Source organism: Streptomyces sp. ISL-11 (assembly GCF_018614525.1).
Classification (GTDB): Bacteria; Actinomycetota; Actinomycetes; order Streptomycetales; family Streptomycetaceae; genus Streptomyces.
The window spans coordinates 1-5,159 of record NZ_JAGGOL010000219.1 but is presented as its reverse complement, the minus strand read 5'-3'; the positions used below and the strand labels follow the sequence as shown (position 1 = coordinate 5,159).

General features: G+C 73.2%; 6 protein-coding genes and 1 pseudogene. 6 read left to right on the top strand and 1 reads right to left on the bottom strand.

The genetic code is table 11. The features are described from left to right. Nucleotides 1–255: 255 nt before the first annotated feature. Nucleotides 256–804 (bottom strand): GNAT family N-acetyltransferase, encoded by a 549-nt coding sequence (locus J7E86_RS30600; RefSeq protein ID WP_215086075.1) that lies wholly within the window; start codon nt 802–804, stop codon nt 256–258. A gap of 88 nt (nt 805–892) precedes the next feature. Between J7E86_RS30600 and J7E86_RS30595 the strand changes: the two genes are divergently transcribed. The 6 genes and pseudogenes from J7E86_RS30595 to J7E86_RS30570 form a co-directional block, all read left to right on the top strand. Continuing rightward, nucleotides 893–1,285: a VOC family protein gene (locus tag J7E86_RS30595; protein ID WP_215086074.1), complete on the top strand. Its 393-nt coding sequence runs from the start codon at nt 893–895 to the stop codon at nt 1,283–1,285. Nucleotides 1,286–1,457: 172 nt separating this feature from the next. Next, entirely contained in the window at nt 1,458–2,027 is a 570-nt protein-coding gene (locus J7E86_RS30590; protein ID WP_215086073.1) for a DUF5134 domain-containing protein, read from the top strand. A gap of 122 nt (nt 2,028–2,149) precedes the next feature. After that, nucleotides 2,150–3,088, top strand: a complete 939-nt coding sequence (locus J7E86_RS30585) for a M56 family metallopeptidase (RefSeq protein WP_215086072.1) — start codon at nt 2,150–2,152, stop codon at nt 3,086–3,088. 42 nt (nt 3,089–3,130) lie between these two features. After that, complete coding sequence (locus J7E86_RS30580; protein WP_215086071.1) at nt 3,131–3,829, top strand: phosphatase PAP2 family protein; 699 nt, start codon at nt 3,131–3,133, stop codon at nt 3,827–3,829. A 63-nt stretch (nt 3,830–3,892) separates the two neighbouring features. Further along, entirely contained in the window at nt 3,893–4,858 is a 966-nt protein-coding gene (locus J7E86_RS30575) for a pirin family protein (RefSeq protein ID WP_215086070.1), read from the top strand. A 164-nt stretch (nt 4,859–5,022) separates the two neighbouring features. Next, nucleotides 5,023–5,159 (top strand): annotated as a pseudogene (locus tag J7E86_RS30570) (IS5/IS1182 family transposase); the annotation flags it as partial.

Sequence of the window (5,159 nt, the reverse complement as noted above, 5' to 3'; positions counted from 1 at the left end):
CCCACGAGATGGGCTTCGCCCGGGACGTCGCCGACCAGGTGTGTTTCCTGGACGGCGGTGTGGTGCTGGAGCGCGGCACACCCGCCGAGGTCTTCGGCGAGCCGCGGCAGGAGCGCACGCGGCGCTTCCTGCGGCGGCTGGTGGAGGCGGGCCGGCTGTGACCTGCCGGTAAGGGGCTCCGTCCACGGACGGAGCCCCTTACCGACTCACCCGCTTCCACCGGCGGGCCTCATGCCGGCCCGTCTCCGGTGCGTCCTACGCCAGTTCCTTGACCAGCAGCTCGAATTCGAGGTCGTCGCGCTGCGGGATGCCGAAGCGCTCGTCCCCGTAAGGGAAGGGGCTCATCCGCCCGGTGCGGCGGTAGCCCCGGCGCTCGTACCAGGCGATCAGGTCGTCGCGCTGCCGGATGACGGTCATGTGCATCTCACGGGCGTCCCACTCGGCGCGGACGATTCGCTCGGCCTCGGCGATGATCACCTTGCCGAGACCGGCGCCCTGCAGGGAGGGCCGGACGGCGAACATGCCGAAGTAGGCGTGCGTCCCCCGGTGTTCGAGCTGGCAGCAGGCGACCGTCTCGCCGCCGGCCTCCACCACCAGCAGGCGGCTGTTCTCGTCCTCGACCACGGCCATGACGCCGTCGGGGTCGGTCCGCCGGCCGTCCAGCAGGTCCGCCTCGGTCGTCCATCCGGCGCGGCTGTCGTCGCCGCGGTACGCCGATTCGACGAGGGCGACGAGGTCGGGGACGTCGGCGGCGGTCGCCGCGCGGAAGGTCGGCTCTGCGGTGCGGCTGCTGGCGGTTTCCATGGTCTCCGGGAGGTCCTCTCCGTAGGCTTCGGCCCATTTCGGTTCCGTACGAACACTAACCCGGCCGGGTGTGCGTACAGTCGCGGTCATGGTGCACGTACTCAGCAGCAGGCTGCTCCTGCGGCCCACCGATCCGGAGCGGTCCCGGACCTTCTACGGCCGGCAGCTCGGCCTGGCGGTCTACCGCGAGTTCGGTACGGGCCCGGAGCGCGGCACCGTCTATTTCCTGGGCGGCGGCTTCCTCGAGGTCTCCGGCCGCGCCGACGGTCCGCCGGGGCCGGGTCTGGAGCTGTGGTTCCAGGTCGCGGACGCGGCGGCCGCGCATGAGGAATTCGTCCGGCAGGGCGTCGAGATCCTGGAGCCGCCGGAGAGGAAGCCCTGGGGGCTGATCGAAATGTGGATCGCGGACCCGGACGGTGTGCGCGTGGCGGTGGTGGAGGTGCCGGAGGGGCACCCGCTGCGGTATCGCCCGGGCATCTGAGGCGGCAACGGCCGGCGGAGCGGGCGGGCGCGTGCTCCGGGAACGGTCGACCGCGTGTGCGCGGGCGCACAGCAGAAGGCCCTGCGCTCCCCCTGTGCGCCGATGCGCTCCCATGTACAGCGAAGGAGCGGGAATCCTCCGGGGGTAGGCCTGCGCGTCCGGGAGGTGTGCCGTGCACGGACCGCCGCTGGTCGGCTGGTTGCTGGTGGTGCTGTGCGCCGCCACGGGCGCGTACTGCCTGGCCAGAATACGGATCACCGCGGAACCGGAGGGCCGGGCCACCGGCGGTGACGCGCTGATGGGGCTCGGCATGGCCGTCATGGCCGTACCGACCGCCGTGCTCGACCCCCGCCCCTGGGGCGCGCCCCTGTTCGCCGTCGTCTTCGGTGTCGCGGGCCTGCGCTCACTGCTGGGGGCGGCGCGGGGGCGCACGGAGCCGCACCATCTGCACCACGCCGTGGGGGCGTTCGCGATGGTCTACATGGCGCTGGCGATGGCCGGCGCCCCCATGGCCGGCCACACCGGGCACACGGCCGGGATGCGCGAACCGGCGGGCACTCCCCTGCTGACCGGCCTGCTGCTGGTGTATTTCGCCGTGTACGTCGTGCGCTCCGTGGCCGTGCTCGTGCCGGTGGTGACCGCCGCGTCCGGCGAGGTCTCCTGGCCGGTCCGGCCCAATCTCACCAACGCCTGCCGACTGTCCATGGGAATCGGCATGCTGGCGATGCTGCTCACCTTGTGAACGAACTCGGGAACAGGCCCGGGGCGGGTCGCCGAACGGGCCACCGGGCCGCGCCCGTGGCATCCGTCACTTCCCGCCCGGGACCGTACCGCCGAGCGGTGCCGCGCTCATAGGCTGCCGCCATGATGGTCCCGCTCGCGCTGCTGGTCCTCGGTGGTCTGGTCGCGGCAATGGCGCCGCGCGTGCTGACCCGCGCCGACTGGCCCGACCGTGAACCCGTCGTGGCCCTGTGGATGTGGCAGTGCGTGGTGGCCGCCGTACTGCTGTGCTGTGTCCTCGCCATGTCGCTGAGCGCCGCCGCGGCCTGGGAGGCCGTGCGCGGCCACGTCTTCGCGATCGCCCCGCGCGGCGTGGTGGAGGCGTACGCGCTCACCGCCTACGGCTCATGGGCCGCGCCACTGGCCGTGGCCCTGGCGTGCGGGGCCGTGTGGACCGCGGCGATGCTCACCCGCGAGATCGGCTGGGCACGGGCCCGGCGCCGGCAGCGGCGCGCTGAGCTGGTCGTACGCTCGCCCCGGCTGCCCGGCGAGGAACCCGGGGCGGAGGAACTGGTCGTCCTGGAGGGCGAGCGGCCGGACGCCTGGTGGCTGCGCGGCGGTTCGGCCTCGCAGCTGGTCATCACCACGGGGGCGCTCCGCCGGCTGAAGGGTGCCCGGCTCGACGCCGTACTGGCGCACGAGCAGGGGCACGCGCGGGCCCGGCACGACTGGCTGCTGCACTCCTCCTCGGCGCTGGCGAACGGCTTCCCGCAGGTGCCGGTGTTCGCCGCGTTCCGCGACCAGGTCCACCACCTGGTCGAGCTGGCGGCGGACGACGCCGCCTCACGGCGCTTCGGCCGGCTGACGACCGCGTTGGCGCTGGTCGAACTCAACGAGGACCGGGGCGTGTTCGGCCCGTGCCCGGCCCAGTTGTCGCAGGTGCCGGGCCGGGTGCACCGGCTGCTGGCGCCCGCGCCGCGGCTGACGGCGGCGCGGCGGCTGCGGCTGACGGCCGTGGCGTCGCTGGTGCCCGTGGTGCCCCTGCTGGTGACCTTCGTGCCGGGACTCAGCGCGCTGAGGTAGCTCGGGTGGTGACGCGGGCGTCCCATGGGCGAGGATCTGACGATGCATCCCGCGACGCGCCCCTCGCCCGCACCCACCGCCCGGCCCCGGCCTCCCGCTTTCACGGGCAAGGGGGCGGGAGCGGTCCTGTGCGCGCTGTTCCTCGTCCTCCTGGCCCTCGTGGCCGGCGCATGGGGTCCGCTGGAGTCACTGGACCGGCGGATCGCGGACGGGCTGCATCCGGTGGCCGTCGAACACCACGGCTGGACCCATGCCGTGCGGGTGCTGTCGGACTGGGTGTGGGACCCCTGGACGATGCGTGCCGCGCTCGCCGTCGCGGCACTCTGGCTCGTACGGCGCCGGGAGTGGCCGCTCGCGCTCTGGGTCGCGGGCACGTCCTTGCTGGGCACGGCGTTGCAGCAGGGCATCAAGGCCGCGGTCGGGCGGGACCGGCCGCGGTGGCCGGATCCGGTGGCCACCGCGCACTTCCAGGCGTTTCCCTCGGGGCACGCGCTCAGCGCGACCGTGGCCTGCGGACTGCTGGTGTGGCTGTTGTGGCTGCACGGAGTGCGGCGACAGGTGGTGTGCGCCGCGCTGGTGGCGGGCGCCGTGTCGATGGTGGGGGTGGGCCTCACCCGGGTCTATCTGGGGGTGCACTGGCTGTCGGACGTAGTGGGCGGCTGGCTGCTGGGTTCCGCGCTCGTCGCGGCGTCGGCCGGTGTGTACGCCGGGTGGGCGGAGCGCCGCGCGGCAAACCGGTAGGGGCCGGGCGGAAGTTGTCCACAGGCGATGCCGGGTGATGGTACGGGATGGCAGAGTGCGTCCATGAGCAACCTCGATCTCCAGCCCGCGCCGACCGCCTGCGGCGGCCCTGACGATGTCTCCGCCCGGCCGGTGCGCGAGCTGTTGCCCGCGAAGAACGTACCGCTCGGCGAGAGCACCGTGGTGCGCCGTCTGCTGCCCGGTCTCGGGCGGCGCATGGTGGGGGCGTGGTGCTTCGTCGACCACTACGGGCCGGACGACATCGCCCGGGAGCCCGGCATGCAGGTGCCTCCGCATCCGCACATGGGCCTGCAGACGGTCAGCTGGCTCCACGACGGCGAGGTGCTGCACCGCGACAGCCTGGGAAGCCTGCAGACGCTGCGCCCGAGACAGTTGGGACTGATGACGTCGGGACAGGCCATCGCGCACTCGGAGGAGTCGCCGCGCGAGCACGCGCCGCTGCTGCACGGCGCCCAGCTGTGGGTGGCCCTGCCGGACGCGCACCGGCACACGGCGCCGGCATGGGAGCACCACGCCGAGCTGCCCCTGGTGAGCGGCGGCGGCCTGCGCGCCACGGTCCTCATGGGCGAGCTGGACGGCGCGGCCTCGCCCGCCACCGCCTTCAGCCCCCTCGTCGGCGCGGACATCACCCTCGCCGCGGGCGCCTCCGCCCGGCTGCCGCTGCGACCCGACTTCGAGTACGCGGCGCTGACGATGTCCGGCGAGGCCGAGGTCGACGGGGTACGGCTGGCACCGGGCGCCATGCTCTACCTCGGCTGCGGGCGCTCCGAACTGCCGCTGCGCGCCGACGTGAACAGCTCCTTCATGCTGCTCGGCGGCGAGCCCTTCGAGGAGAGGATCGTCATGTGGTGGAACTTCGTCGGTCGTTCCCACGAGGATATCGCACAGGCCCGTTCGGACTGGATGACCGGCTCCCGATTCGGCACGGTGCACGGCCACGACGGGATCCGACTGCCTGCTCCCGAACTACCGCCGGTGGCGCTCAAACCGCGAGGAAGGGCGCGCTGAGCTGGGCGGATGATCCCTTGCCGGGGCTGCTCAACTAGCCCCGGTCCTTCAGCCCGGGGCCTCGCCGAGCCCGACGGGGCACCCCCCGGCTCGACAGTGCGTCGGAGACAGCCTGTCTCTAAGACGTCATTTCAGTTGGTGTGATCTTGCGGCAGTCTGGGGTGATGACTGCTGCGCTTGTCGAGCGGATGGCATCGGAGGGCCTGTGGGAGTTGTTTCAGCGGGTGGTTCTGCCGGCTCCGGCACGGCCGCAGGGCGGGGGACGGCGTCGGCGAGGTGACCGAGAGGTGCTGGCCCCTTT

Bases quoted from the DNA above. Each gene is read 5' to 3' on its own strand.
- J7E86_RS30595 (WP_215086074.1), top strand. From the start codon at position 893: ATGGTGCACGTACTCAGCAGCAGGCTGCTCCTGCGGCCCACCGATCCG.
- J7E86_RS30580 (WP_215086071.1), top strand. From the start codon at position 3,131: ATGCATCCCGCGACGCGCCCCTCGCCCGCACCCACCGCCCGGCCCCGG.
- J7E86_RS30600 (WP_215086075.1), bottom strand. From the start codon at position 804: ATGGAAACCGCCAGCAGCCGCACCGCAGAGCCGACCTTCCGCGCGGCG.
- J7E86_RS30585 (WP_215086072.1), top strand. From the start codon at position 2,150: ATGATGGTCCCGCTCGCGCTGCTGGTCCTCGGTGGTCTGGTCGCGGCA.
- J7E86_RS30575 (WP_215086070.1), top strand. From the start codon at position 3,893: ATGAGCAACCTCGATCTCCAGCCCGCGCCGACCGCCTGCGGCGGCCCT.